Origin of the sequence: Aeromicrobium endophyticum, from assembly GCF_003586285.1 — a bacterium.
Taxonomy (GTDB): domain Bacteria; phylum Actinomycetota; class Actinomycetes; order Propionibacteriales; family Nocardioidaceae; genus Aeromicrobium; species Aeromicrobium endophyticum.
The window spans coordinates 111,744-133,640 of sequence record NZ_QUBR01000001.1 but is presented as its reverse complement, the minus strand read 5'-3'; the positions used below and the strand labels follow the sequence as shown (position 1 = coordinate 133,640).

The following is a 21,897-nucleotide window of genomic DNA, read 5'->3' as shown; positions in this document are numbered from 1 at the left end:
ACGGTGGGGGCCTTCGTCGTCGCCGGAGCGTGGGGTGTCGCGGCTACTCCGCGAGCACCGGGGCAGCGGCGCCTGTCGGCGGCGCCACCTTGTTGACGCGGATGAGTGCCAGGGACGCCACGAGCGCGAGGGCCGTGACGACGATCGCCGCCTGGAAGGCGTGCTGCTGGCCCGCCACGAACGCGTCGGCCTGGCCGGCGGCGCTGCCGGCGCGATCGCCGAGCTCGGCGACCCGGTCGCTCGAGGCGTGCGCGAAGACCGTCCCGAAGACGGCCAGGCCGATGGCCCCACCGACCTGCTGACCGGTGTTGAGCAGCGCCGACGCGAGCCCGGTCTCGTGCGGTGCGACACCGTTGACGGCGGTCATCGTGAGCGGGACGAAGCTGCATCCCATGCCGACACCCAGCAGCAGGATCGAGCCGAGGAACGGCCAGTAGCTGCTGCTGGCGTCGAGCTGCGAGAACGAGAGCATCGCGGCGATCGCCAGGATCGGGCCGACCGTCAGGAACGGACGGATGCCGAGGCGGGGGATCAGGCGGCGCACGACGACGATCGACATGAACATGATCGTCGCCGGCATGGGAAGGAAGCCGATGCCGGTGTGCAGGGGGCTCCAGCCGTGCACGTTCTGCAGGTACTGCGCCAAGAAGTAGAACGTCGTGAACAGCGCCGCCGCGAGGAACAGCATGATCAGGTACGCGCCGGTGCGGTTGCGGTCGCCGAAGATGCGGAACGGCATCAGCGGGTGCTGGGTGCGGTGCTCGATCAGCACGAAGGCCACCAGCAGGGCTGCGGCCACGGCGAGCGTCACGATCGTCGTCGTCGAGCCCCAGCCGTCGTCAGCGGCCTTGGTGAGCCCGTAGACCAGCGTCGACATGCCGGCCGTGACGGTGATGGCGCCCGGCAGGTCGAGCTTGGTGTCGGAGCCCTGCGACTCGTTGAGCACGCGGGGCGCGAGGAACAGCACGATCGCACCGATGGGCGCATTGATGAACAGCGCCCAGCGCCAGCTGGCGTAGTCGGTCAGCACGCCGCCGAGCAGCAGGCCGAGCGCGCCGCCCGATGCTGCCATCGCCGCGAACAGCCCGAACGCCTTGGCCCGTGCGGCCGGCTCGGTGAACGTCGTGGCGAGCAGGGCCAGAGCGGTGGGAGCGGCGATGGCGCCACCGGCACCCTGGGCGGCACGGGCGATGATCAGCATCGCCTCGCCGTTCGCGAACCCGCCGACGAGCGACGCGACCGCGAAGATCGCGATGCCGATCATGAACATGCGTCGACGCCCGAACAGGTCGCCGGTGCGTCCGCCGAACAGCAGGAGCCCGCCGAAGGCCAGCGAGTAGGCCGTGACGACCCACGTGAGGTTGTTGGCCGAGAAGTCGAGATCGGCGCGGATGCTGGGCAGCGCGACGTTCACGACGGTGGCGTCGAGCACGACCATGAGCTGCGCCACGCAGATCACGGCCAGGGCGAGCCCGCCGTTGCGGGTCGCGTGCGAGGGGGGAGCTTCAGTCATGGGGTCTCTCCGTGGGGGGTGGGGGAGGAGGGGCGTGGGGGCAGGCCGAGCACCGGCAGCAGCACGCTGCCGACGACCTTCTCGGCGTAGGCGCGTCCGGCGGGCTGACCGGTCATCAGCACCCGTTGGAGCATGAGCGACGGGACGATGCTCGCGGCCATGTCGATGTCGACGTCCTGCCCGAGCTCGCCGCGGCGGCGGGCCCGCTGGAGGATCGCGGTGATCGCCTCGATACGCGGCTCGGTGAAGCGCGACCGGAACGCCGCGAGGAGCTCCGGCTCGCGCGGGAGCGCCGAGCAGATGCTCGCCATGATCTGCAGGAGCCGCTGGTTGGGCGGGCTGCACGACGCCGCGACGATCAGGTCGACGTCACCGTCGAACGACCCGGAGTCGATCGAGTCGATGACGGGCTTGACCGTCGCCATGGAATCGATGACCAGCTCGGCCTTGTTGCTCCAGCGCCGGTACACCGTCGCCTTGCCGACGCCGGCCAGGGCAGCGACGGCCTCCATCGAGAGCCGGTCGTATCCGTCGCGCACCAGCAGGTCGAGCGCGGCGTCGATGATCGCCTCGTCGCGGGAGGGGTCGCGAGGGCGTCCCTTGGGTGTCTCGTCGGACGTGTTGGTTGCATCGTGCACCCGAAAACCGTAGCACGAAACGGAACGGGTCCGTATCGTAAGAGTCATGTGCCCCGGGTCACTCCGTGCCGGTGCCGGCCTTTCCCGCGTCGGCGTAGGACGTGACGATCGAGGTCGTCAGCGGGAAGTCGATGGGCAGGTCGCGGAACAACAGCGCCGACGCCGTGGCAGCGGCCTGCTCCATGAGCGAGACGACGTCGTCGGCGAGGCTGGCGGGCGCGTGCACCACGACTTCGTCGTGCAGGAAGAACACGAGGTGCGGACGCTCGACGAGCGATCCGGTGGCCCCCAGGTTCCACAGTCGGTTGCGCAGGTCGGCGATCCAGCACAGGGCCCACTCGGCGCCGGTGCCCTGCACCACGAAGTTGCGGGTGAAGCGTCCGTAGGCCCGTCGGTCGCGGGCTCGGCCCGCGGGGTCGACGGCCGGGTCGTCGGGGTCGACGTCGTCGGTCTCGCCGAGCCGAGGGGCGCCACGGCCCAGCAGCGTCCGCACGACCTCGCCGCGCTCGCCGGCACGAGCCGCCTCCTCGACCAGCCCGAAGGCGGCGGGGTAGCGCTCGGTCAGCGCGGCCACGAGTCGTCCGCTGCCGCCGCTCGTGGCCCCGTACATCGCACCCAGCAGGCCCATCTTGGCCTCGATCCGGCTCGCGACCGCGCCGTCATCGGCCATCGACTGGTACAGGTCGGCTCCGCGAGCCGACGCCGCGAGCGCTCGGTCGCCGCTCATGCCGGCGAGGGCTCGCGGCTCCAGCTGGGCGACGTCGGCGACGACGAGCCGCCACCCGTCGTCGGCCACGGCGGCCGGGCGCACCTGGGCAGGCAGCGACAGCGCACCCCCGCCGTTGGACGACCAGCGTCCCGTCGACGAGCCGGCCGGCTGGTAGGACGGCCGGAAGCGCCCCGCTGAGATCCACTGGTCGCTCCACGCCCACCCGTTGGTCTTGGCCAGCTGCGCGAGGTTCTTGTAGCGCAGCAGCACCTCGACGACGGGGTGGTCGACCGCGCGCAGGGTCGACGCGCGCACGTCGGGGACGTCGATCCCCGTGCGCCGCAGGGCCGACAGCAGGTCGGTGCGGGAGTCGGGGTTGAGGTCGGGTGACCTCAGGGCCTGTCGGACCTGGTCGGCGAGGTCCTCGAGCAGGCGGGGACGCATGCCGCGCAGCGGTCGCGGCCCCAGCAGCTCGGTGAGCAGCCGGTCGTGGACGTCGGCCCGCCACGGCACGCCCGCGAAGGTCATCTCGGCGGCGACCAGCGCGCCGGACGACTCGGCCGCCAGCAGCAGGCGGAGCCGCGACGCCTCGCCGCTCGCCCCGACGACCGCGAGCTGGCGGGCGTCCTCGAGGTCGGCGCGCAGGTGCTCGGCGGGGTCGTCGGACGCGAACAGTGCCGGCGCGGTCGGCGTCGTGGGCCCGAGCCGGTCCCACAGCTCGGACTGCTCACCGCTCAGCAGGGCCTGGTCGGCGGCGGGCGCGCGTCGCAGCAGGTGATGGGCCAGCCGCAGGTCGTGGCAGCGTCCGATGCGCACCCCGGACGCGAGCAGCGGCGGGTACCAGCGCGCGGTGTCGTCCCACACCCAGCGCGGCTGCTCGGCCTCGCGCTCGTCGACGAGCCCTGGCAGGTCGGTCGCGGCGATCTCGACCCGCGCGTCGCCGTCGACGACCAGCACCCGGTCGTCGGGCAGGCGGGACAGCGACAGCCGGTTCACGGACGTCCTTGCGGTGGGGGCGCGGGCGGGACGGAATCTACCCGTCGCCACGGACACCCCGGCCGAGGCACGGTGGCGGTGAGGGAGTGGGCCACCGCCTTCGGAACCCCGGTTCGGCCCACGTCAGACGAGATCGCGCAGACGCGCCTCGAGCGAGTCCTTCACGGCTTGCGTCACGGCTTTCTCGACGCGGCCGTCGAGGGCCGACGGGTCGTCCAGGTCGTCCAGCAGGGCTCGGACGTCGAGGTCGTCGATCGTGCGCACCAGGACGTCGTCGGTCGAGAGCGCCCTGTCGATCACCGAGTCGGGCAGGGCGCGGATGATCCGCTCGAGCAGGCCGTTGAGATCGGCCGAGTCGAGCACCTCGTCGACCAGCGCGGACGCCTTGGGCAACGAGCCGTCGGCCTTCATCCTCGCGACGGCCGACAGCAGGCCCTCGCGCAGCGCGTCGACCTGCTTCGTCGTGGGGTCGCCCGACTGGCGGGCCAGCTGCAGCGTGAGGGCCTCGCGGCTCGTGCGCAGCGTGCAGGCGGCCTCGTCGAGACCGATCAGCACGAGCCGCTCGGTCAGCCCGTCGATCCCGGTCGCGCGAGACGTGACCGAGCGCTCGACACAGGCATCGGCGGGGCGCAGCGGCTCGTACGTGCCTCCGCCGTGGGTCAGCTGCACGGTGATCGTGGCGACGACGAGCACGACGGCGACCACCGGCAGCCCGATCCACCGCCGCACCTGGCTGACCTGTCCGCTCATCGGGGCCTCCGCCGGCCAGGACGCACCAACGTCAGCAAGGCGGCCAGCGCGAGGCCGGCACCGATCAGGAACGAGTCGCGGAAGGCCCGGTTGGCGGCCCGCTCGAGCTGGTCGTCGAGATCGCGCTCGAGCCGGGCGAGGGCCGGGCGGTCGGCCGCGGCGACGTCGAGGGAGGCGAAGGCCGGCGCCAGGTCGGGCACCTGGCCCCGCTCGTCCGCCAGGGCGCGACCGAGGGCCTTGGCCACGGCGATCTTGTCCTGCGGGTCGAGCGGCGCGTCGATGACCAGGGCGGTGACCGCCTGCTGGGCCGGCTCCTGGGCGTCGCGCAGGTCACCGGTGAACACCGGCGTCAGGATCGCGAGGCCGACGACGACGCCGAGGTGGCGCGCACTGATCGTCCAGCCGGCATGGGTCGCGCGGGGCAGGCGCAGCCGCATCGCCTGCGACGTGAGCCGGTCGACCGTCAGCCCGAGCCCCAGGCCGACGAGCACCTGTGGCGCGACGGTCCAGGCGAGGTTCGACGACGGCAGCAGGGCCAGCCCGGCCAGGCCGCCGGCCACCAGGAAGCAGCCGACCGCAACCTCCACGTCGGCGGGAGGACGGAAGGCGCGGGCCAGCCACGGGGCCGCCACGGCAGCGACCGCGACGACCGAGACGGTGACGGCGGCGGTCGCGGGCGAGCGTCCCCATCCCTCGACCAGCAGCAGCACCAGCAGGAACAGGGCTGCGGTCAGGGCCGCCGACATCAGCGCCAGCGTCAGGTTGGCGCGCACGGCGGGGCGGTGCCGATCGGCTGACGGCGCGGGGGCCGTCGTCGCCCGCGCGGCGAGCGCGGCGGGCACGGCGAGTGCGGCGAACGGCACCTGCACCACGAAGATCGCCTGCCACGAGATGGCCTGCGTCAGCAGGCCACCGGCGACGGGGCCCGCCGCCGTGCCGATGACGCCGGCCGTGACCCACGTGGCCACGCCGCGCCTCTCCCCGCGCGCGGCGACGAGCTGCTCGAGGCACCCCACCAGGGCCAGGGCGCCGCCGAGGGCCTGGATGCAGCGTGCCGCGACCAGCACCTCGATCGAGCCCGCCACCGCGCACCAGGCCGAGGCTCCTGCGAACACGGCGATGCCGGCGGCGCTGAACAGGCGCGGCTCGGCCCGCCCGAAGGCCATCGCGGCCGGCACCGCCGCGAGGCCGAGCACCAGGTTGTACGCGATCAGCACCCACGCGACCTGGCCGACGGACGCGTCGAGGTTCTGCAGGATGTCGGGCAGCGCCAGCGTCACGACCGCCGAGTCGGCCAGCACCAGCGCCACCGTCACGGCCAGCAGGGGAGTCACGGCACGTCGCACCCGTCCATCCTTCCAGGCCACTCGTCCGAGGGAGATCCGGCCGAGCCGTCGTCAGTCGTCCTGCGCCGGCGAGCCGTCGGCCGCGATGACGGAGAAGTCGCTGTCGCCGAGGCCGGCCTCATGGGCGGCGAGCAGCCGTGCGCGGGTCGTCTCGGTGACCGGCAGCGGGGCGGCGGCGTCGAGCACCAGCCCGAGGTCCTTGGCCAGGGCGTCGACCGTGAACTGGGCGTCGTCGAAGTCGCCGTCGACGACCGTGGCGCCCTTCGCGGCGGCGATGCCGGCCAGTGGTGTCTTGACCAGCAGGTCCATGACGTCCTGGGCCGTCATGCCGACCGACGCGCCGACGCGGATCGACTCCGTGAGCGCCTGCATGGTCACGGCGAGCCCCAGGTTGACCGCGAGCTTTCCGGCGGCGGCACGTTCAGGAGACGCCAGCGGGAACACGCGCTCGGGGTCGGCCCACAGGTCGGTGACCGCGCGGGCGGCCTCGACGTCGTCGGGGGAGCCGCCGAGCAGGACGCCGAGGGCGCCGGCGCGCGCGGGCGCGAGGGTGCCGAGCACCGGAGACTGGACGTAGCGGACGTCGCGCGCCGCTGCCCACGCGGCCTGAACGGAAGCATCGCCCGGCCCCACGGTCGTCACGTCGATCCACAGGGCACCGGCAGCGAAGGTGTCGACGCCGTCGAGCACGACCTCGCGCACGGTCTCGGGCCCGAACAGGACGGTGACGACGATCTCGGCGCCGGAGACGGCCTCGGCGGCGGTCGCGGCCCGGGACGCCCCCTGCTCGACGGCAGGCGAACAGGCCTCTGGCGAGCGGTTCCAGACCGTGACGTCGTGCCCGGCGTCGATGACGTGGCGGACGAGCTCGCGGCCCATCCGGCCGAGCCCGAGGACGGTGATCTTCATGGGCAGCCTTCCGTGGCGGTGGCGCCGGCCGTGCGGCCGGGGTCGAGGCGGTCCCGTGGTCAGGGCGCCGGATCCACGGTATCCGCGGGACGGCGGGCCGGCTCGCCGGCGAGCAGCCGCACCACCTCGACCTGCCGCACCAGGAAGGTGCGCTCGTCGAGCTTCTTGCGGCGCATCCACGTCGTGACCTCGAGGTTGCACTTGCTGGCGTTGCAGGAGGCGCAGGCCGGCACGACGTTCGCCAGCGTGTAGCGGCCCCCGCGCGAGATCGGCAGCATGCAGTCCTTCTGCAGCGCCGCCCCGTCGCCGCCGCAGTAGGCGCAGCCGGACCAGGCGTCCATCAGGTCGTGCCACTGGTCGTCGGTCAGGTCGTGGTCGACCAGAGACATCCGGCGCTTGCGGCGGCGCGCGTACGTCGCTGACTTCGTCCGGCTGGTCACGGCCCGATCGTACGACCGTCGACGCGCCCGGTGGGGGAGGACTAGCCTGCCGTGATGCACCGCATCTTCACGACGAGCGTCGCATCGGTCTACCCGCACTACGTGGCCAAGGTCGAGCGCAAGGGGCGCACGAAGGACGAGCTCGACCAGGTCATCGCATGGCTGACCGGATTCGACGAGCTGACGCTGGCGGCGCACCTCGAGGCCGGCACGACCTTCGAGGACTTCTTCGCCGACGCCCAGCTCAACCCGAGCACGTCGTCGATCACGGGCGTCGTGTGCGGCGTGAGGGTCGAGGACGTCGAGGACCCGCTGATGCAGAAGATCCGCTGGCTCGACAAGCTGGTCGACGAGCTCGCCAAGGGCAAGGCACTCGAGAAGGTCCTGCGGAGCTGAGTCGCTCGCCGCGAGTCGCTGCGCGGGTGAGGCGGCCGGGGCGGCAGGATGGTCCGGTGAGCACCGAGCCAGTCATCATCCACACCGACGGCGGATGCACGCCCAACCCGGGCCCGGGGGGCTGGGGCGCGGTGCTGCGGCAGGGCGATCACCTGCGCGAGATGTTCGGCGGCGAGCCCACCGCGACCACCAACAACCGCATGGAGCTGACCGCGCCGATCATGGCGCTCGAGGCCCTGACGCGGCCCGTCACGGTGCACCTGCACACCGACAGCACCTACGTCCGCAGCGGCATCACCCAGTGGGTCGCGGGCTGGGAGAAGAACGGCTGGCGCACGGCGTCGAAGCAGCCGGTCAAGAACGTCGACCTGTGGCAGCGGCTCAAGGCCGCGTGCGAGCGCCACGAGGTCGAGTGGTTCTGGGTCAAGGGGCACTCGGGCGTGCCCGACAACGAGCTCGCCGACGTGCTCGCCACCAAGGGCATGGTCGAGGCGATGGGCGGGGCGGGCTGACCGTCCGACTCAGTCACACCAGCAGCGCGGCGGCGAGCGCGACGGCGGTCGCCAGCAGCCGGGCGCGATCGGCTCGCAGCAGCCGGACGATCTCGGCCCGGTCGGGCCCGTCCGAGCCGGCGCGGCCGAGACGTCCGTGCGACGGGGCCGCGACGGTCGCCGTCACGCCGGCGGCGACCGCGTGGCCGGCGACCGACACGAGCGCCGCAGCCGAGTGCGGCCCGGCCACCAGCACCCACAGGCAGGCTGCGGCGATCGCGAGGTACAGCGGCCCGACGACCAGGCTGATGCGTCGCGAGTGCGCGGCATGGACGGCGTCCCAGTCGGCGGCTCGCGTGGTGGCGAGCGCGGGGTAGACCACGACCGTGACGACGGCCTGGAAACCGAGGTGCAGTCCGCCGGCGACGAGCAGGGCGGTCTCGGGAGTCACCGCCCCATTGCACCGCCTGCGTCGACGTCGCGCACGCCGGAGCGGAGTACGACGACCGTGAACGGGTACAAGGCCTGCATGACCTCAGATCCCACGCACGCCCGCAACGACAACGACGACAGCACCACCGACGAGGACGGCCAGCTGGCCAACCCCGGACCCGTCCCGGTCGAGGCCGAGGACGCCTCCGACACCGGCGAGGGGCGCCCGGGCGACCTCACGGCCGAGGCCGGGCCCGACCAGGACGCCCACCCCGACCGCTGACCCACGCCCGGCGGTGCGTCAGGCGCGGTCCTCGAGAGCCTCGGTCAGCATCGCGATGAGGGCCTCGAGCTGGACGTCGGCCGATGACGAGATCTCCTCGTCGGAGCCGTCGAGCGCTCGGGCGGCGAGGCTCGCCTTGCTGTCGATCAGCTCGGCGATCTTGCCGTCGATGGTCTGCGCGGCGATGATGCGCCACGCGGTGACGGGCTCCTCCTGGCCGATGCGGTGCACGCGGTCGATGGCCTGCGTCTGCTCGGCATCGGTCCAGGAGAGCTCCGCGAGCACGACGTTGGACGCGACCTGCAGGTTGAGGCCGACGCCCGCGGCGCTCAGCGAGCACACCACGATCTCGACGTCCTCGTCGTTGACGAAGGCGTCGATGTTGGCCTGGCGCACCTTGGCGCTCTGGTCGCCGCGGATCGAGGAGTACCGGATGCCGCGCTTGGTGAACGTCTCCTCGGCGACGTCCATGACGTCGATGTGCTTGGCGAAGAACACGACCTTGCCGACGTTGCGCGACAGCTGGGCCGCGTAGTCGGCGGCGAGACCGGCCTTGGCCTGCCCGATGCGGCGCATCATGCCGAACACGTTCTGGCCTGTCTTCTCGTCGTCGGCGTCCTCGCGCTCCCAGCGCGCGACGCTGCGGACGAGCTCGTGGTCGATGCCGTCGACCGTGCGTCCCGACGACCGGTTCTCGAGCGCCGAGTCGTAGCGGGCGACCAGCCGGCGGGCCAGCTCGGCCTCGGCCTCGCGGATGGAGCGTCCGACGGCGTCGTCGAGCTCGACCGGCAGGTCGGCGACGCGGCGCGCGGGGATGTCGGCCGCCACGTCGACCTTGCGGCGCCGGACGATGCCCATGGAGATAACGCTGGTGCGGGCTGCGGCGTAGAAGCCCTTGTCGGCCGGCGTGAGGCCGGTCTCCTCGAGACGGTCCATCAGCTCGGCCAGCGGCTTCTTGTCGTCGATCCAGCCGAGGAACTGCCAGATCGCGCGGAAGTCCTCGATGTCGTTGATCAGCGGGGTTCCGGTGAGCGCCATCAGCAGCGGACGCACGGTGCGGTGCCGGATGCGCTCGGAGAGCTCGAGCGCGTGCTTCGAGCGCTGCGACGAGCGGTTCTTGATGAAGTGCGCCTCGTCGACGACCATGCCGCGGAAGCCGAACTCGCCGAGCCAGCCGACGTGCCGGTCGAGCACCTCGTAGTTGACGATCACGATGTCGGCGAAGCCGTCGATCGAGTCGCCGTCGCCGTGGATGACCGTCGCCTTGCGGCTGGGCGTCCAGAGGTCGGCCTCGCGTGCCCAGTTGGTCTTGACGACGTTGGGCACGACGACGAGCAGCGGGTAGGCGTCGGCGGCGTGTGCGGCCAGCAGGGCCTGTGCGGTCTTGCCGAGGCCGGGCTCGTCGGCCAGCAGGAACGTCCGGTGGCCCTCGGCGGCGGCGCCGACGACCTGCGCCTGGTGCGGCATCAGCTCGAGGCCTCCGGGCGTCATCAGGAACCCGGGCGGGGGGAGCGGCATGCACGACGACGCTCCGCCGTACTCGAATGCGCGGAACAGGGGGCCGAGCAGCTCCCACTGCGACAGGCGCTTGGGGCTGGCGGGCTTGTGCTCGACGGCGGAGAAGTCGGGTGCCAGGAAGGGGTTGGCGAGCTGGCGGGCGACGACCGACTGCGGCACGACGCGACGCTCGACAGCCGCGGGGGCGGCATCGGACGAGGCTGCGGCGGGCGCCTCGATCCCGGCGGCCTGCAGCATCTCGCTGCGCAGGGTGTCGGCCGCGTCGGTGAAGACGGCGTTCTCGTCGAGCAGCGGGTAGACCGTCGGGTCGAGCGCGACGGTCTGCGCGAGGATCGTCGCGACCCCGTCGAGGCGCTTGAGCTGCTCGGCGCGGTGGGCCTCGGGGGCCTCCTTGTCGGCCTTGACCCGGGTGCGCTCCTCGCGGACGAGCAGGGCGACGACCTGGAACTTGGTGCGTCCGGCCGGCGTGAGCGGGCCGCGCTGCGCCTTGGCCTCGACCTCGCGGACAGCGCGCGCGAGGACGCGGATGATGTCGCCCTTCTCGAGGGGACGGGCACTGCGCTGCTGCCGTGGGGCAGTGCGGGTCGTGCCGGACTGGCGCTGGCCTCGTCGAGCCAAGGGTTCCTCCTGGGGAGTGCCGGGCGTGAGCCCGACGGTGCGGCGGCACCGGGCCTGCTCGTGGACCGTGACGCGAGACGTGCCGGATTCGTGGCCGGTGCGTCACCCGTTCGTCGACCACCGGGAATGTTGCGTCCGGCGGAGATCGGCCGTGCGGTGAGCCCTGCTGACGGACTTCGCACGACGGCCCGTGAGCAGTCGTCGTCCCTTCGAGAAGGACGCTGCGGGTCGGTGTGCCTCCATGCTACCCCCGGGCCGGGTCGTGTGCCGCAGAACCTCGCCGAACCCAATCCGGCTGCGTGGCGCGGGCGCGGATCAGCGTCCGGCGGGTCCCGCGTGGCTGCCACGCGGCCGCGGTGTCTGCCCGTCGTCGGCGGGGGCGGTGCGCGGCGGCGCCAGCCAGACCGCGAACAACGTCGTGATCGGCACCGCCAGCACGAGGCCGATGGCTCCGACGAGCGTGCGGACGATCTCCTGCCCGATCTCCTCGGTCGTGGCGAGGTCGGCGAGCCCGCGCTGGTAGGCCGTCGCCAGCAGCAGCACCGTCATCGCCGACCCGGCATAGGCGAACACCAGCGTGTAGACGCTCGACGCGATGTGGTCGCGTCCGATCCGCATCGCCGAGCCGAACAGCTCGACGCCGCGCGCCGCGGGCTTGAGCGCGCGCATCTCCCAGACCGCACTGGCCTGCGTGACGGTCACGTCGTTGAGCACGCCCAGCCCCGCGATGACCATCGTGCCCGCCACGATCGCCGACAGCGAGATGTCGGGCACCGTCGCGATGAGGCGCTGGTCGTCCTCCGAGCCGACGCCGCTCAGCTGTGACCAGCCCGTGGCCGCCAGGCCGATCGCCGCCGTGATCGCGATGCCGACCAGGGTGCCGAACAGGGCCGATGTCGTGCGGATCGAGATGCCGTGCGCCAGGTACAGCACGACGATCATGATGACCGTCGAGCCGACCACCGCCACGGCCAGCGGCGACTCCCCGGCCAGGAACGCCGGCAGCATGAACTTGGTGACGGCCAGCAGGGTCACACCGATGCCGACCAGGGCGAACAGCCCGCGCCACCGGGCGATCGCCACGACCAGCACGGCGAAGATCGCCGCGAGCGCCACCAGGGGCACCCCGCGCTGGAAGTCCAGGAACTCGTACGAGGCCTTCTGGCCCTCGGGGTGCAGGCGGATGAGCCGGATGTCGTCACCGGGATCGATGCCCGCCTTGTAGCGCGACGCGTCGAGCTCGAAGGTTCCGGTGCCGCCGGGGACGTCAGCGGTCACGCGGGCGCAGTCGCCGGCCAGCTCCACGGTGCCGTCAGGGCCCTCGCCGCCGCTGCCGCAGTCGAACGGCACGACCTTGGTGACGGTCGCGTCGACGGTGCTGACGCCCGGGCCGCTGTAGGGGTTCTGGTCCTTCGGCACCTGGTCGGCGTCGGGCCACAGCAGGATCATCGCGACGACGGCTGCGGTGGCGATCGTCATGACGACCATGGCCAGGCTCACCGCCAGCGTGCGGCGGGGTGGCCCCTCGGGCATCGGCGAGTGGGAGTGCGAGTGCGAATGTGCCACGATGACAGCGTGCCAGAGGACGCAGAACACCTCCCGGGTGCGGTCGGCGGAGTCACCCGGGTCGGACGCACCGTACGTCGTCCGACCGGCCCGTGGACGCCCGCGGTGCACGAGCTGCTGACCTTCCTCGACCACGAGGGCCTGCGCGGCGTCCCGGCGCTGCACGGCCTGGACGCCGAGGGTCGCGAGGTGCTCGAGCACGTCGAGGGCCGCGGCGTGCCGATCGACCGCGAGGTGGTGCTCGACACGGTCCTCGAGGAGGCCGTCGCCTGGCTGCGCGACTACCACGACCTGGTCGAGGGCTTCCGGCCGTCCGGTCGTCGCACGTGGCGCGGGGGAGAGGCCGAGCTCGCCGACGGACAGATCATCTGCCACAACGACCCGGGTGCCTACAACTGGATCATCCAGGGCGGCCACTTCGTCGCGATGATCGACTGGGACATGGCCGGGCCGGGGCGGGCGATCGACGACCTCGCGTTCCTGGCCTGGACCGCCGTCCCGCTCTACCGCGAGATCCCCGCGGCCGACGTCGCGCGCCGTCTCGACATCCTGGTCGACGCGTACGGCGAGTGGGGTCCCATGACGGTGCTCGACGCCGTGGTCGAGCGGATGTCGACGGCGGCCGACCGCATCGAGGCCGGTCAGGCCCGCGGCGACCAGGGCTTCGTCAACCTGGGGCTCCTGGGCGAGCCGCAGCGCACCCGTGACCGCGTCGCGGCGTTCCGCGAGCGCATCCCGGCCATCGAGGCCGAGCTGTGACCCGGCGGCCTCCGCTGGCCGAGACGCTCGACCTGCAGCCGCACCCCGAGGGCGGTTGGTATCGGCGCACCTGGGCGTCGGACGTGGAGGTGTCGCTGCCCGATGGCCGGGTGCGGCCGACGGCCACGGCGATCCTGTTCCTGCTGCCGGCGGGGGAGTCGTCGGCCTGGCACCGCGTCACGTCCGACGAGGTGTGGATCGCGCAGCGTGGCTCGGTGCGGCTCGAGCTGGGCGGCACGCATGGGCGTCCCGAGGTGACGGCAGCCCTGGACGTCGGCACGGACCTCGACCTCGGCGAGGTGCCGCAGGTCCGGGTGCCCGCCGGCACGTGGCAGCGCACCGTCCCGTCGTCGGCGGACGCGCTGGTCAGCTGCGTCGTGTCGCCGGGGTTCGACTTCGACGACTTCGAGCTCGACGTCGATCGATGACGTTCCTCGACGAGCCCGCTTCGGTCGCGGCCAGGCGCCACGGCCGCTGGCAGATGGTGCTGGTGATCGTCTCGCTCGTCGTCATCGGCGCCCTGCTGGTGGTCGACCCCCGCGCAGTCGGCGCGTCCGACGGTCGCCTGACCCGCGAGCTCAACCCGTGGTCCGCGACCCTCGTGACCGTCGTGACGCTCTGGGCAGCGGCGCTCCTGGGCCTGGTCGTACGCCACCGTGCTGCGATCCGGGCAGATCGGGCCGCGCGCAACGCGTTCGCGACGGCGTCGGTCGTCATGGCGGTCTTCCCTCTCGTGCCAGGTGTGCTGCTGTGGTTCTGCTTCGGTCTGCCGGCGAGCGTCATCGGCCTGGTCTGCCTCGTCGTCACGGTCTCCTTGAACCCGCCCAGCCGTCCGTCCCTCGAGGACGACCGATCGACGCAGGCGCTGGCCAGGCTGCACACCGGCGGGCTCATGGTCATCACCTCGGCCGGATTCCTCTGCGTCGCTGCCGTCGCGCTGACCGTCGAGGGCGCCGACGACGCGTGGTCGCGGATCCAGGCCTTGACCGCGCTCGTCGGGGTGCCGCTCGCCCTGTGGGCGGTTCTCCTCGTCGTGGTGCTCGTCCGTCGGCGTCGCGACGTCGCCCACGACCTCGTGGACAGGTCGGCCGTGAGGGGCGCGGGCTGGATGTCGGTCGTTCTCTCGGCCCTGTCCGCCATGGCGTTCACGTGGTGGGCCGTTCCGGGCTTCGTGGCGGGCGTCGTGGTGGTGGCCGCGACCTACCGACCATTCGTGCGCCGGGGCTGAGCGACCGTCACCCTCTGACGAGCCGCGGCATCCCGAAGGCCGTGCGCACGCCGCGGGAGTGCAGCACCGAGTCGGGCTCGCGGTCGACCAGGCCCGGGAGGCCCGCGGCGGCCACGAGGTCGTCGTCGAGGTGCTCCAGCTCGGCGTGACGCAGCGGCCACGGCTCGTGGTGGTTCGGGATCCACAGCGTCCGCCCCATCCACCGCGTGTGCAACCCGAAGCGGGCGGTGACGAACTCGTCCACCGGAGTGGGGTCGGCGATGGCATCCCTGACGCGGACGCGCATCGTGCCGCCGGCGCCGCGTGGTCGCGGCCAGCGGCGGCGGGTCGTGTACTCGATGGTGTCGCCCGACTCCTCGATGCGCATGCGGGCCCACGTGTAGGGCGTCGCGAACGCGAGCCTCGCGCCGATCGCGACCGCGAGCCGCGTGGTCTCCAGCGATCGGAACACGACGCCGTGGTGCCCCTCGGCGTCGACGGAGTACAACCGCACGTTGGTCTCGGCGAAGTCGCCGAAGAACGGGACGGCCGGGCCACGTCCGAAGCCTGCGCGCTGCATGTCGAAGGGGATCAGGCCGACGTAGGTGACGCCGTCGAGCACGTCGGGGCGGGTCAGTGGTGGCAGGAGGGGCGCCACCAGCGCAGGGTCGACGGCCCAGTGGACGAACGAGATGCGGTTCCAGTCCTGCTGCATGATGCGCGGACCGGTCAGGGTGGGCGCCACCGAGTTGAACGTGTTCACTTTCTGAGTATGCGTCCGCGAGGGCTTCACGGCGAGACGAACGCATGGCGACCACGTCACACCGCTTCGGCGCCGCTCACCCGCCCACCCGCCCAGGACGTCATCACGTTCGTGCCGGTTCACGCACAGGTGTGATGACGTCCCCGGATGACGGTCTGGACGTCATCACGGCTGTACCTGCGGATGCGCCGCCGTGATGACGTCCGACGCATGAGGTAGGTCGGTGCTCAGATGTCGAGCCAGCGGTCCGTCAGCTCGTTGGCGAACGTGCCGGCGGGGTCCCAGCGCTCGACCAACGCCCTGAACTCGGGCAGCCGCGGGTACGCGGCCAGCAACCGCTCGGGCGTCGACGAGAACACCTTGCCCCAGTGCGGACGCGCCGCGAACGGGGCAAGGGCGTCGTCGAGCGCCGGCAGGAACGCCTCGACGCCGGGCACGTCCATGCGCCACGTGAAGTGCAGCGCCACGCAGTCGACGTCGTGGCTGGGGCTGAGCCACAGGCCGTCGCCCTTGATGGTGCGGATCTCCGAGACCAGCAGGATGTCGGCCAGCTCGTCGCGCAGGCCGCGCACCGCCCGGATCGCGTCGAGCGCGTGCTCGCGCGGCACGAGGTACTCGGTCTGCAGCTCGTCGCCGTCGCTGGGGGTGAACTCGAGCCGGAAGTGCGGCAGGCGGTCCCACCACGGGCCGGGCACGCCGAGCTGGCGGGTCGTGGCGCCGGCGTCGACACCGGGCAGCGGGTGCATCTCACGGGTCGCGAGGGTGGCGCCGAACAGCTCGCCGACCGGGCCGTCGTCGGTGCGCGACTTGGTCCACACCTGGTGGGGGCCCGACTCGCTCCAGTCGGTGAACATGCTGACGCTGTAGGCGCTCGACGTGACGGCGTCGAGGTGCTGCTCGACGTCCGTCCACGGGAGGTGCTCGAACAGGTCCTGACGCACCTCGAACGTCGGCACGACGTCGAGCGTGACGCTCGTGAGCACGCCGAGACGTCCGAGCGACACGACCGCGCCCTCGAACTCGGCGTCGCCGCGCCGCACGTCGACGAGCTCGCCGTCTGCGCGGACGAGCCGGATCGCCGCCACCGCCGCCGCGAGGCTGCCGTTGCGGTCGCCCGAGCCGTGGGTGCCCGTGGCGATGGCGCCCGCGACGGAGATGTGCGGCAGCGAGGCCAGGTTGGGCAGCGCCCATCCGGCAGCGTCGAGCTGCTCGACGAGCTCGCCGTAGCGCAGCCCGGCCGACACCGTCACGAGACGGGCCGGCTCGTCGACGTCGACGACGACGGGCAGGTCGGCGACCGACACCTGCGCCTCGTCGGTGTCGGCGATGCGGTTGAACGAGTGCCGTGAGCCGACCGCGCGCACACGGCTCGCGTCGCGCACGATGTCGCGCAGCTCGTCGACCGTGGTCGGACGGTGGAGGGTGTGCGCGCCGTACGTCAGGTTGCCGGCCCAGTTGGTCATGGTCATGCACCCAGTGTGCGGCCAGCCCGGTGAGCGGTTTACTGGACGTCATGGCCAGACGGTGGGAAGCGCACGAGCTGGGCGGCCCCGACACGTGGTCGCTGGTCGACCACGAGCCGGCGGATCCCGGCCCGGGACAGGTCACGATCGAGGTGCGGGCGGCCGGGATGAACCCCGCCGACGCCAAGCACGTCTCCCCGGGTACCGACCCCGGACGGCTGCCGGTCGCGATCGGCTACGAGGTCGCGGGCGTCCTGACCGCCGTCGGGCCCGGCACCGTCATCGCGAGCGGCGCCGCCTCCGTGGGCGACGAGGTGCTGGCCTTCCGCATCAGCGGGGGCTACTCGTCGGCCGTCACCGTCGCGGCGTCGGACGTGCTCGCCAAGCCCGCCTCGCTGGGCTTCGCCGAGGCCGCCAACCTGCTGCTGGCCGGATCGACCGCCGCCGACATGCTGCGCGCGGCGCGGGTCGGTCGCGGTGACACGGTGCTGCTGCACGGCGCGTCCGGTGCGGTGGGCGTCAGCGTGCTGCAGCAGGCGCGACTGCTGGGAGCAGCGGTCGTCGGCACCGCGAGTCCCGGACGGTTCGACGTCGTCGAGCGGTTCGGCGGCGTGCCGGTCGCCCACGGAGACGGGCTCGAGCAGCGTGTGCGCGCCGCAGCGCCCCGCATCGACGCCGCGCTCGACGCGGTCGGCACCGACGAGGCGATCGACGTGTCGCTGGCGGTCGTGGCCGATCGCGGTCGCATCGTCACGATCGCCGCCAAGCAGCGCGCGCAGCGCGAGGGCTTCGCCGCGCTGGCCGGCTCCGACCCGGAGAGCGCGCGCTTCCGCGACAGCGTCCGTGGTCGATTGGCCGAGCTCGCGGGCAGCGGCGACCTCGTCGTCCCGGTCGCCCGCACCTACCCGCTCGACCAGGCACCGACGGCCGTCGCCGAGCTGATGGGCGGGCACCCGGGCGGCAAGCTGGCGCTGGTGCCCTGACGCTCCGAGCCCGCCTCGTCTCACACCTCGATGCGCCGGGTCAGCCCCACGTCGTCGAGGAAGCGCTCATCGTGACTCACCACGATCAGCGCGCCCTCGTACGACCTGAGCGCCTCGACGAGGTGCTCGATGCTCGGCAGGTCGAGGTTGTTGGTCGGCTCGTCGAGCATCAGGAGCTGAGGTGAGGGCTCGGCCAGCAGCAGGCACGCCAGCGTGGCCCGTAGGCGCTCGCCGCCCGACAGCGTCGAGGCCGGCTGGTCGGCGGCACGCCCGCGGAACAAGAAGCGGGCCAGGCGCGACCGGCGCTCGGTCTCGGTGGCCTCGGGCGCGATGCGCGCGATGTTCTCCGCGACCGTGAGCGTGTCGTCGAGGACGTCCATCCGCTGCGGCAGGTAGCGCGTGGGGACCGACACGGTGACCGTGCCGTCGGCGGGCTCGGCCAGACCGACGACGGTGCGCAGGAGCGACGTCTTGCCGCTGCCGTTGGGTCCGGTCAGCCCGATGCGCTCGGGCCCCCGCACGTCCAGGTCGAGCACGGCTCGTCCGTGAGCCGGGCGCAGCCCCTCGGCCACGAGCACGACACGGCCGGGTGGCACCGCCGTGCCGGGCAGGTCGACCCGGATCTCGCGGTCGTCGCGCAGCCGCGCCTCCGCCGCGTCGAGGTGGCCCGTCGCCGCCTCGAGCCGTGCCTGGTGCAGGCCCGTCAGGCGTCCCGCCGACACCTCCGCGCGGCGCCTGTCGTTGCCCATCGTGATCTTGGGCTGGCGTTTCTCGGCGAAGGCCTTCTCGCCGTACTTGCGGCGGTGGGCCAGCTTGGTCTGCGACTCGACCAGGTCGCGCTTCTGCGCCCGCAGGTCCGACTCCGCGGCCCGCACGGCGCGGGAAGCGGCCTCCTGCTCGACGGACACGGCGGCCTCGTAGTCGTCGTAGGTGCCGCCGTACCAGGTCACCCGCCCGCCGCGCAGCTCGCCGATGTCGTCCATGACGTTCAGCAGCTCGCGGTCGTGGCTGACGACGAGGAGGGTGCCGCGCCAGCTCGTGACGACGTCGATCAGGCGGCGTCGCGCCGCGACGTCGAGGTTGTTGGTCGGCTCGTCGAGCAGCAGCACGGCGGGGCGGCGCAGCAGCAGGGCGGTCAGCGACAGCAGCACCAGCTCGCCACCCGAGGCCGTGCCGATGGGTCGGTCGAGGCCGACGTGGCCCAGCCCGAGCCGTGACAGCTCGGCCTCGGTCCGCTCGGCCACGTCCCAGCCGTCGCCGTCGGCCAGCAGGTCGAGGTCGTCCTGCCGCACGTCGCCGGACTCGACCCGCGCGAGCGCCGCGAGGGTCGCCGAGACGCCCAGCACGTCGGCGACGGTGCGGGTCGGGTCGACGCCGGGGTCCTGGGGCAGGTAGCCGAGCCCGCCGTCGACGACGACGGAGCCGTCGTGCGGCGTCAGATCACCGGCGGCGAGACGCAGGAGGGTCGACTTGCCGCAGCCGTTGAGGCCGACGAGGCCGTGGCGTCCGGGACCGACCGACAGGTCGAGACCGTCGAGGACGGTCGAGCCGTCGGGCCAGCTGAACGAGAGATGGTTGATCGACAGAGATGCACGCATCGGATGCTCCATGAGGTCGGCGGGATCGCGCGCACCGTCGTGGACGGGTGCGGGCGGGGACGGACCTCAGAGCTTCAACGGACTGGTGACCTCGTCGTCGGGGGCAGATGCGCAGCCATCCTACGATGTGGCCATGGGTGAGGTCTACTTCGACGAGGACGGCGACGCGGACGAGCTGGTGTCGGCCCTCGAGGCCGAGGGCTACGCGACGACGCTGCGCCGCGAGGCCTTCGCCGGCGAGGAGGACTGGGACGACCGCGGCTGGGTGCTGGCGGTCGAGCCGTTCGACGCCCGAGCAGCCGAGCTGGTCGACGTCCACGGCGGTTGGCTCACCGGAGACAGCCGCCCGGCCCCGGAGCCCCCTCCGCTGCCCCAGCAGCCGAGGCGCTGAGCCTCGGTCGGGTTCAGGCGTTCAGGTGCTCCTTCAGGAAGCCGACCTGCAACAGCTTGAGGTTCTCGGCCACGACCTCCTGCGGCGTCATGTGGGTGACGCCCGACAGCGGCAGGACGGTGTGCGGCTTGCCGGCCGCCAGCAGCGCCGACGACAGGCGCAGGGTGTGCGCCGCCACGACGTTGTCGTCGGCCAGGCCGTGGATCAGCATCAGCGGACGCTCGAGCTGCGAGGCCAGGGGGATCAGCGAGTTGCGGTCGTAGACCTCCGGCTGCGTGCGGGGGTCGCCGAGGTAGCGCTCGGTGTAGCAGGTGTCGTAGAGCCGCCACTCGGTCACCGGTGCACCGGCTACCGCGACGTGGAAGACGTCCGGACGCCGCAGGACCGCGAGGGCGGAGAGGTACCCGCCGTACGACCAGCCCGTCATGCCGACGCGCGACGTGTCGACGTCGTCGGGGTACGCCTCGGCGACGGCGTGCAGCGCGACGACCTGGTCGTCGAGGGTCACGCCGGCGAAGTCGTGGTGCAGCATGCGCTCCCAGGCGGGACCGCGGCCCGGGGTGCCGCGACCATCGGCGACGACGACGCAGAAGCCCTGGTCGGCGAGCCACTGCGCCTCGAGGAACGCCCTCGCGGACGCCAGCACGCGCTGGGCACCGGGGCCGCCGTACGGGTCCATCAGCACCGGCAGACGCCGCGAGCCCGGCTGGTGGTCACGCGGGAACAGCACCGCCGTGCGGATGTCGTCCTCACCGGCACGCAGCATCGTGACCCGGGGATCGAACGGTGCGGGCTCCGAGACGACGGCGATCGACGCCGGCTCGGCGACGCCCTCGCGGTGCACCGTCACGGTGGTGCCGACGGCGTCGAGCGCCGACCGCACGACGACGGTCGTCGGGCCGCCGACCACGGCGTTGTGCACGGCCTCGCCCTCGGTGAGCGAGGTGACCGATCCGTCGAAGCCGAAGCGGACGACCTGCACCTCGGCCGGCTCGTCGGACGCCGTCGCGACGACGCAGTCGTCGTAGGTCTCGACGATCGAGCGCACCTGCCACCCCTCGGGCGTCACCGGCACCTCGTCGACCACGACCCGCCACGACGAGTCGGCCTCGACCGTCACGAGCCGGCCGTCGGGCGTCCACCGCGGTGCGGCGGTCAGCTCGACCCACGCGTCGGAGGCGAGGGCGCGCAGCGCCGACGTGGCCCCCGTGGAGACGTCGACCGACAGCACCTGCGACGACGTCTGGTCGCGGGTCAGCACCTGCAGCAGCGGGTCGCCGTGGGGAGTCCACGAGACGCGGCCCAGGTACTCGTAGGCGTCGTGGTCCCAGACGACCTCGGTACGGCTGCCGTCGAGGCCGACGTGCCACAGGGTGACCACGGCGTTGTCGGTGCCGGCGGCGGGGTAGCGCTGGGCGACGGGCTCGCGCTCGGGGTTCTCGGGGTCGGCGACGAACCACGTCTCGACCGGCGCGACGTCGTAGCGCTCGACCAGCAGCGACTTCCCGTCGGGCGCCCACCAGAACCCGCGGTGGCGGTCCATCTCCTCGGCGGCGATGAACTCGGCCTGCCCCCACACCTCGGTCTCGGACTCCGGCGACACCAGGGCCCTCTCGTCCTCGCCGTCGACGCCGATCACGCGCAGCGCGCCGCCCGAGGCGTACGCGATGCGGCGGCCGGTCGGGTCGAGGTGGGGGTCGATGACGGCGCCGACGCTCGGCAGCGCCGTGACGGCCTTGGCTCCCAGGTGCACGGCCCACAGGCGTCCGGAGAGCGCGAAGCACGCCCATCGTCCGGTGGCGTCGACGTCGTAGGCCACCAGGCCGGCCGCCGACTCGCGACTGCGCTCGCGCCGCGAACGCTCCTCGGCCGACAGCTGCTCACCTGCGTCGCCGAGCAGCTCGACGGGGTCGACGAGCACCGTCTCGACGCCCGTCGCGACGTCGTGCTCCCACAGCTGTCCGGTGCGGGTGACACCGTCGGGGGTGCGGATGTAGCGGACGGTGGCGCCGTCGGGCGACACCGTGATGGAGCGGGGGATCCCAAGGGTGAAGCGCAGCGTCCGGGCGGCCAGGCGGGGGTACGAGACGGTCATGCCCCGAGTCAATCATTGTCGCCGTCGGCCGAC

General features: G+C 72.8%; 22 protein-coding genes. 8 read left to right on the top strand and 14 right to left on the bottom strand.

Features of this window, described 5'->3' with window-relative positions; all coding sequences use genetic code 11:
* Positions 1 to 43: 43 nt before the first annotated feature.
* The 7 genes from DX116_RS00695 to DX116_RS00665 all read right to left on the bottom strand — a co-directional run bounded on the left by DX116_RS00695 (position 44) and on the right by DX116_RS00665 (position 7,301).
* Entirely contained in the window at positions 44 to 1,513 is a 1,470-nt protein-coding gene (locus DX116_RS00695) for an MFS transporter (protein ID WP_119702332.1), read from the bottom strand.
* Positions 1,510 to 2,151: a TetR/AcrR family transcriptional regulator gene (locus tag DX116_RS00690; RefSeq protein WP_158591855.1), complete on the bottom strand. Its 642-nt coding sequence runs from the start codon at positions 2,149 to 2,151 to the stop codon at positions 1,510 to 1,512. The genes DX116_RS00695 and DX116_RS00690 overlap by 4 nt, the downstream gene beginning before the upstream one ends.
* Positions 2,152 to 2,209: 58 nt before the next feature.
* The gene (locus tag DX116_RS00685) at positions 2,210 to 3,856 is read right to left on the bottom strand and encodes a bifunctional 3'-5' exonuclease/DNA polymerase (protein WP_199715873.1); all 1,647 of its coding nucleotides are present in this window, start codon (positions 3,854 to 3,856) and stop codon (positions 2,210 to 2,212) included.
* A gap of 123 nt (positions 3,857 to 3,979) precedes the next feature.
* Positions 3,980 to 4,606, bottom strand: a complete 627-nt coding sequence (locus DX116_RS00680; protein WP_119702330.1) for a hypothetical protein — start codon at positions 4,604 to 4,606, stop codon at positions 3,980 to 3,982.
* Positions 4,603 to 5,952 (bottom strand): MFS transporter, encoded by a 1,350-nt coding sequence (locus DX116_RS00675; RefSeq protein ID WP_119702329.1) that lies wholly within the window; start codon positions 5,950 to 5,952, stop codon positions 4,603 to 4,605. The genes DX116_RS00680 and DX116_RS00675 overlap by 4 nt, the downstream gene beginning before the upstream one ends.
* A gap of 51 nt (positions 5,953 to 6,003) precedes the next feature.
* Entirely contained in the window at positions 6,004 to 6,861 is an 858-nt protein-coding gene (locus DX116_RS00670) for an NAD(P)-dependent oxidoreductase (protein WP_119702328.1), read from the bottom strand.
* Between the two features lie 59 nt (positions 6,862 to 6,920).
* Entirely contained in the window at positions 6,921 to 7,301 is a 381-nt protein-coding gene (locus DX116_RS00665; protein ID WP_233556520.1) for an HNH endonuclease, read from the bottom strand.
* Between the two features lie 54 nt (positions 7,302 to 7,355).
* Between DX116_RS00665 and DX116_RS00660 the strand changes: the two genes are divergently transcribed.
* Positions 7,356 to 7,697 (top strand): DUF2200 domain-containing protein, encoded by a 342-nt coding sequence (locus DX116_RS00660; RefSeq protein ID WP_119702327.1) that lies wholly within the window; start codon positions 7,356 to 7,358, stop codon positions 7,695 to 7,697.
* A 56-nt stretch (positions 7,698 to 7,753) separates the two neighbouring features.
* Positions 7,754 to 8,209, top strand: a complete 456-nt coding sequence (gene rnhA / locus DX116_RS00655) for a ribonuclease HI (protein WP_119702326.1) — start codon at positions 7,754 to 7,756, stop codon at positions 8,207 to 8,209.
* Between the two features lie 13 nt (positions 8,210 to 8,222).
* Here the strand turns inward: rnhA and DX116_RS00650 are convergent, their stop codons facing one another.
* Positions 8,223 to 8,639 (bottom strand): hypothetical protein, encoded by a 417-nt coding sequence (locus tag DX116_RS00650; protein ID WP_119702325.1) that lies wholly within the window; start codon positions 8,637 to 8,639, stop codon positions 8,223 to 8,225.
* A 78-nt stretch (positions 8,640 to 8,717) separates the two neighbouring features.
* Between DX116_RS00650 and DX116_RS00645 the strand changes: the two genes are divergently transcribed.
* The gene (locus DX116_RS00645; protein WP_147393543.1) at positions 8,718 to 8,903 is read left to right on the top strand and encodes a hypothetical protein; all 186 of its coding nucleotides are present in this window, start codon (positions 8,718 to 8,720) and stop codon (positions 8,901 to 8,903) included.
* A gap of 18 nt (positions 8,904 to 8,921) precedes the next feature.
* On the opposite strand, the gene DX116_RS00640 is transcribed toward DX116_RS00645, so the two are convergent.
* Both DX116_RS00640 and DX116_RS00635 read right to left on the bottom strand, forming a co-directional pair.
* Positions 8,922 to 11,039 carry a DEAD/DEAH box helicase gene (locus tag DX116_RS00640; protein ID WP_119702323.1) on the bottom strand — a complete coding sequence of 706 codons (2,118 nt, stop codon included), beginning with the start codon at positions 11,037 to 11,039 and terminating at the stop codon, positions 8,922 to 8,924.
* Between the two features lie 315 nt (positions 11,040 to 11,354).
* The gene (locus DX116_RS00635; protein WP_147393542.1) at positions 11,355 to 12,605 is read right to left on the bottom strand and encodes a YibE/F family protein; all 1,251 of its coding nucleotides are present in this window, start codon (positions 12,603 to 12,605) and stop codon (positions 11,355 to 11,357) included.
* 9 nt (positions 12,606 to 12,614) lie between these two features.
* Between DX116_RS00635 and DX116_RS00630 the strand changes: the two genes are divergently transcribed.
* From DX116_RS00630 to DX116_RS00620, 3 genes are read left to right on the top strand one after another with little or no spacing between them, the layout of a single operon-like run.
* On the top strand, positions 12,615 to 13,364 hold the full coding sequence (locus tag DX116_RS00630; protein WP_233556519.1) for a phosphotransferase: 750 nt from the start codon (positions 12,615 to 12,617) through the stop codon (positions 13,362 to 13,364).
* Entirely contained in the window at positions 13,361 to 13,792 is a 432-nt protein-coding gene (locus DX116_RS00625) for a cupin domain-containing protein (protein ID WP_119702320.1), read from the top strand. The genes DX116_RS00630 and DX116_RS00625 overlap by 4 nt, the downstream gene beginning before the upstream one ends.
* Positions 13,789 to 14,592 carry a hypothetical protein gene (locus DX116_RS00620; protein WP_119702319.1) on the top strand — a complete coding sequence of 268 codons (804 nt, stop codon included), beginning with the start codon at positions 13,789 to 13,791 and terminating at the stop codon, positions 14,590 to 14,592. Before DX116_RS00625 ends, DX116_RS00620 begins: the two co-directional genes overlap by 4 nt.
* Before the next feature lie 7 nt (positions 14,593 to 14,599).
* Here the strand turns inward: DX116_RS00620 and DX116_RS00615 are convergent, their stop codons facing one another.
* Entirely contained in the window at positions 14,600 to 15,334 is a 735-nt protein-coding gene (locus DX116_RS00615) for a YqjF family protein (protein ID WP_233556518.1), read from the bottom strand.
* A gap of 227 nt (positions 15,335 to 15,561) precedes the next feature.
* On the bottom strand, positions 15,562 to 16,803 hold the full coding sequence (locus tag DX116_RS00610; RefSeq protein WP_119702318.1) for an FAD-binding protein: 1,242 nt from the start codon (positions 16,801 to 16,803) through the stop codon (positions 15,562 to 15,564).
* A 44-nt stretch (positions 16,804 to 16,847) separates the two neighbouring features.
* Here DX116_RS00610 and DX116_RS00605 point away from each other — a divergent pair, with 44 nt between their 5' ends.
* Complete coding sequence (locus DX116_RS00605; RefSeq protein ID WP_119702317.1) at positions 16,848 to 17,780, top strand: NADP-dependent oxidoreductase; 933 nt, start codon at positions 16,848 to 16,850, stop codon at positions 17,778 to 17,780.
* 20 nt (positions 17,781 to 17,800) lie between these two features.
* Here the strand turns inward: DX116_RS00605 and DX116_RS00600 are convergent, their stop codons facing one another.
* Entirely contained in the window at positions 17,801 to 19,378 is a 1,578-nt protein-coding gene (locus tag DX116_RS00600) for an ABC-F family ATP-binding cassette domain-containing protein (protein ID WP_119704036.1), read from the bottom strand.
* Positions 19,379 to 19,511: 133 nt separating this feature from the next.
* Between DX116_RS00600 and DX116_RS00595 the strand changes: the two genes are divergently transcribed.
* On the top strand, positions 19,512 to 19,769 hold the full coding sequence (locus DX116_RS00595; RefSeq protein WP_119702316.1) for a hypothetical protein: 258 nt from the start codon (positions 19,512 to 19,514) through the stop codon (positions 19,767 to 19,769).
* A 13-nt stretch (positions 19,770 to 19,782) separates the two neighbouring features.
* Here DX116_RS00595 and DX116_RS00590 read toward each other — a convergent pair whose 3' ends face one another.
* Positions 19,783 to 21,864: a S9 family peptidase gene (locus DX116_RS00590; RefSeq protein WP_119702315.1), complete on the bottom strand. Its 2,082-nt coding sequence runs from the start codon at positions 21,862 to 21,864 to the stop codon at positions 19,783 to 19,785.
* Positions 21,865 to 21,897: the final 33 nt, after the last annotated feature.

What these genes read in the sequence shown, in the direction of transcription:
- DX116_RS00660 (WP_119702327.1), top strand. Translation starts at nt 7,356, where the DNA reads ATGCACCGCATCTTCACGACGAGCGTCGCATCGGTCTACCCGCACTAC.
- DX116_RS00605 (WP_119702317.1), top strand. Translation starts at nt 16,848, where the DNA reads ATGGCCAGACGGTGGGAAGCGCACGAGCTGGGCGGCCCCGACACGTGG.
- DX116_RS00695 (WP_119702332.1), bottom strand. Translation starts at nt 1,513, where the DNA reads ATGACTGAAGCTCCCCCCTCGCACGCGACCCGCAACGGCGGGCTCGCC.
- DX116_RS00590 (WP_119702315.1), bottom strand. Translation starts at nt 21,864, where the DNA reads ATGACCGTCTCGTACCCCCGCCTGGCCGCCCGGACGCTGCGCTTCACC.
- DX116_RS00595 (WP_119702316.1), top strand. Translation starts at nt 19,512, where the DNA reads ATGGGTGAGGTCTACTTCGACGAGGACGGCGACGCGGACGAGCTGGTG.
- DX116_RS00600 (WP_119704036.1), bottom strand. Translation starts at nt 19,378, where the DNA reads ATGCGTGCATCTCTGTCGATCAACCATCTCTCGTTCAGCTGGCCCGAC.
- DX116_RS00680 (WP_119702330.1), bottom strand. Translation starts at nt 4,606, where the DNA reads ATGAGCGGACAGGTCAGCCAGGTGCGGCGGTGGATCGGGCTGCCGGTG.
- DX116_RS00620 (WP_119702319.1), top strand. Translation starts at nt 13,789, where the DNA reads ATGACGTTCCTCGACGAGCCCGCTTCGGTCGCGGCCAGGCGCCACGGC.
- DX116_RS00670 (WP_119702328.1), bottom strand. Translation starts at nt 6,861, where the DNA reads ATGAAGATCACCGTCCTCGGGCTCGGCCGGATGGGCCGCGAGCTCGTC.
- DX116_RS00610 (WP_119702318.1), bottom strand. Translation starts at nt 16,803, where the DNA reads ATGACCATGACCAACTGGGCCGGCAACCTGACGTACGGCGCGCACACC.
- DX116_RS00645 (WP_147393543.1), top strand. Translation starts at nt 8,718, where the DNA reads ATGACCTCAGATCCCACGCACGCCCGCAACGACAACGACGACAGCACC.